The organism is Streptomyces sp. SID5785 (assembly GCF_009870065.1).
Lineage (GTDB): Bacteria > Actinomycetota > Actinomycetes > Streptomycetales > Streptomycetaceae > Streptomyces.
On record NZ_WWIA01000974.1, the window covers coordinates 1 to 3,492 of the forward strand.

Genomic DNA, 3,492 nt, shown 5'->3' on the forward strand with positions numbered 1-3,492 from the left:
CGGAGGCCGGGAAGTGACCGGTACGCCCGCGGCCCGCTCGGTGACCGTCCGCGTCCCCGCCAAGGTCAACGTGCAGCTCGCGGTCGGCCCCGCCCGCCCCGACGGCTTCCACGACCTGGCCAACGTCTTCCTCGCCGTCGGCCTCCACGACGAGGTCACGGTCACCGAGGCGGACGCCCTCACCGTGACCTGCTCGGGCCCGGGGTCCGACCAGGTCCCTCTCGACCGTACGAACCTCGCCGCCCGCGCGGCGCTCGCGCTGGCCGAGCGGCACGGGCTGCCCGAGCCCACGGTCCGTCTCCACATCGCCAAGGACATCCCGGTCGCGGGCGGCATGGCGGGCGGCTCCGCCGACGCGGCCGCCGCGCTGGTGGCCTGCGACGCACTGTGGGGCACGGGTGCCTCGCGCGCCGAGCTGCTCGACATCTGCGCCGAGCTGGGCAGCGACGTGCCGTTCAGCCTGGTCGGCGGGGCGGCGCTCGGTACCGGGCGCGGTGAGCGGCTCGAGCCGCTCGCGGTGGGCGGCGACTTCTGGTGGGTGTTCGCGGTGGCGGACGGGGGTCTGTCGACGCCGGCGGTGTACCGGGAGTTCGACCGGCTGAGCCCCGACGCGCCCGCGCCGGCCGCGTCGCCCGCGCTGCTCGACGCGCTGCGCACCGGTGACGTCGCGGCGCTCGCCGCCTCCGTCACCAACGACCTGCAGCCCGCGGCCCTCTCCCTCTTCCCCGCGCTGAAGGCCACGCTCGACGCGGGTACGGCGGCGGGGGCGCTCGCCGCGCTGGTGTCCGGTTCGGGGCCGACGACGGCGTTCCTCGTGGCGGACGAGGCGGCGGCGCGTGCGGTCACGTCGGCGCTCGTCGCGTCCGGTACGTGCCGCGCGGCCCGGGTGGCGTGCTCCCCGGCGGAGGGAGCCGTACTCATCTCCGGTTGAGTACGTCACCCCTGCCGGGGGGAATCGCCGGCGCGGGACGCTACCGGCATGACGAGAACCCGCCCCCGCCGCCGACGTCTGCGACGCGCTGTCGTCCCCCTCGGCGCGGTGGCCCTGGTCGGCCTGCACACGACGATGGTCCTGCGCGGCCACCCGCTCCCGCCGCCGAACCTCGGCGGCCCGGGCCGCCTCATCCGCCCCCGCGAGGTGGCCCCCCTGGTCCGCGTCCGCCGCGTCCCGGTGCGCAGGTCCCCGCGCCCGCGCACCGGGTAGATGCGACCCGAACGGTCTGCATGTCAGGGGCGCGGGGACCTGCGCGAGAAGCCCCACCGGCCCGCAGCCGCGCACGAGCCCACCCCGCCCACGGCGATCCGCGCCCCGAACCCCGACTACGCTGGATGGTCGGCCCAAGGAGCGGAGCGTAATGGCAGTCAATCTGGTCAACGTCGAGAACGTCTCGAAGGTCTACGGCACCCGTGCCCTCCTCGACGGCGTCTCCCTCGGCGTGCAGGAAGGCGACCGGATCGGCGTCGTGGGCCGCAACGGCGACGGCAAGACCACTCTGATCCGGATGCTGGCCAAGCTGGAGGAGGCCGACACCGGCCGCGTCACGCACAGCGGCGGCCTGCGCCTCGGCGTGCTGACGCAGCACGACTCCCTCGATCCGGAGGCGACCGTCCGGCACGAGGTGATCGGCGACCTCGCCGACCACGAGTGGGCGGGCAACGCCAAGATCCGTGACGTGCTGACGGGCCTGTTCGGCGGCCTCGACCTGCCCGGTTTCGAGCAGGGCCTGGACACGGTCATCGGCCCGCTCTCGGGCGGCGAGCGCCGCCGCATCGCGCTGGCGAAGCTGCTCATCGACGAGCAGGACCTGATCGTCCTCGACGAGCCGACGAACCACCTGGACGTCGAGGGCATCTCCTGGCTCGCCCGCCACCTGCGGGCCCGCCGCTCGGCCCTCGTCTGCGTCACGCACGACCGCTGGTTCCTCGACCAGGTGTGCACCCGGATGTGGGACGTGCAGCGCGGTGACGTCTACGAGTACGAGGGCGGCTACTCGGACTACGTGTTCGCCCGCGCCGAGCGCGAGCGGATCGCCGCGACCGAGGAGGCCAAGCGGCAGAACCTGGTGCGCAAGGAGCTGGCCTGGCTGCGCCGCGGCGCCCCGGCCCGCACCTCCAAGCCCCGCTTCCGCGTCGAGGCGGCCAACGAGCTGATCGCCGACGTCCCGGAGCCCCGCGACAAGAGCGAGCTGATGAAGTTCGCGAACGCGCGCCTCGGCAAGACCGTCTTCGACCTCGAGGACGTCACCGTCACCGCCGGACCCAAGACCCTGCTCAAGCACCTCACCTGGCAGCTCGGCCCCGGCGACCGCGTCGGCCTCGTCGGGGTGAACGGCGCGGGCAAGACGTCCCTGCTGCGCGCCCTCGCCGACGCCGCCCGCAGTCAGGGCGACGTCCAGCCCGCCGCCGGCAAGGTCGTCGTCGGCAAGACGGTGCGCCTCGCCTACCTGTCGCAGGACGTGACGGAGCTGCCCGGCACGCTCCGTGTCCTGGAGGCCGTGCAGCAGATCCGTGACCGTGTCGACCTCGGCAAGGGCCGCGAGATGACGGCGGGCCAGCTGTGCGAGCAGTTCGGCTTCAGCAAGGAGAAGCAGTGGACGCCCGTCGGCGACCTGTCCGGCGGTGAGCGCCGCCGGCTGCAGCTGCTGCGCCTGCTGATGGACGAGCCGAACGTCCTGTTCCTCGACGAGCCGACCAACGACCTGGACATCGAGACGCTCACGCAGCTCGAGGACCTGCTCGACGGCTGGCCGGGGTCGATGATCGTGATCTCCCACGACCGGTTCTTCATCGAGCGCACGACGGACAACACGTTCGCGCTGCTCGGCGACGCGACCCTGCGGATGCTGCCGCGCGGCATCGACGAGTACCTGGAGCGCCGGCAGCGGATGCTCGACGCCGCGGCCCCGGCGCCCGCCCCGAGCGCCGCACCCGCCGCGAAGGCCGGCCCGTCGGCCGCCGACGTCCGCGCCGCGAAGAAGGAACTGCAGAAGATCGAGCGGCAGTTGGACAAGGTCTCCGAGAAGGAGACGAAGCTGCACGCGCGGATCGCCGAGCACGCCACGGACTTCGCGAAGGTGGCCGAACTGGACGCCGAGCTGCGCGCGCTGTCGGGCGAGCGCGACGAGCTGGAAATGCGCTGGCTGGAACTCGCCGAGGACGCGTGAAGACCGTCTGAAGGTCTGCGGAGAACGGGCGAAGGCGCGTAACGGACGCATCACGGGCCGGTGCTCCCTTGGGAACAGGGGAGCGACCGGCCCCTGTGGTACACGCCCAGAGTGATAGAAAGGGCGGCTGAGGGGGCCCTGAGCGCACCTCGTGACCGACCTGAGAACGTCCGGAAAAACAGCCTGGCGTGCCAGTACATCAGCAGTAGAGGGGGGAGCGCTGATGACTCAGCCGCCCAACCAGCCGCCCGCCGGCGGCTTCGGAGCACCGCAGGATCCGCAGGCGCCGCAGACACCGCCGCCGCCCGCGGGCCCGCCGCAGACACCA

3 protein-coding genes are annotated in these 3,492 nt (G+C 73.3%); all 3 read left to right on the forward strand.

Translation table 11 applies throughout. The features are described 5' to 3' along the window. Positions 1–13: 13 nt before the first annotated feature. The 3 genes from GTW43_RS31675 (at position 14) to GTW43_RS31685 (ending at position 3,164) form a co-directional block, all read left to right on the forward strand. Entirely contained in the window at positions 14–931 is a 918-nt protein-coding gene (locus GTW43_RS31675) for a 4-(cytidine 5'-diphospho)-2-C-methyl-D-erythritol kinase (RefSeq protein ID WP_161305420.1), read from the forward strand. Positions 932–979: 48 nt separating this feature from the next. Further along, positions 980–1,204 carry a hypothetical protein gene (locus tag GTW43_RS31680; RefSeq protein WP_161305421.1) on the forward strand — a complete coding sequence of 75 codons (225 nt, stop codon included), beginning with the start codon at positions 980–982 and terminating at the stop codon, positions 1,202–1,204. 151 nt (positions 1,205–1,355) lie between these two features. After that, the gene (locus GTW43_RS31685) at positions 1,356–3,164 is read left to right on the forward strand and encodes an ABC-F family ATP-binding cassette domain-containing protein (protein ID WP_161303590.1); all 1,809 of its coding nucleotides are present in this window, start codon (positions 1,356–1,358) and stop codon (positions 3,162–3,164) included. Positions 3,165–3,492 lie beyond the last annotated feature (328 nt).

What these genes read in the sequence shown, in the direction of transcription:
- GTW43_RS31685 (WP_161303590.1), top strand. Translation starts at nt 1,356, where the DNA reads ATGGCAGTCAATCTGGTCAACGTCGAGAACGTCTCGAAGGTCTACGGC.
- GTW43_RS31680 (WP_161305421.1), top strand. Translation starts at nt 980, where the DNA reads ATGACGAGAACCCGCCCCCGCCGCCGACGTCTGCGACGCGCTGTCGTC.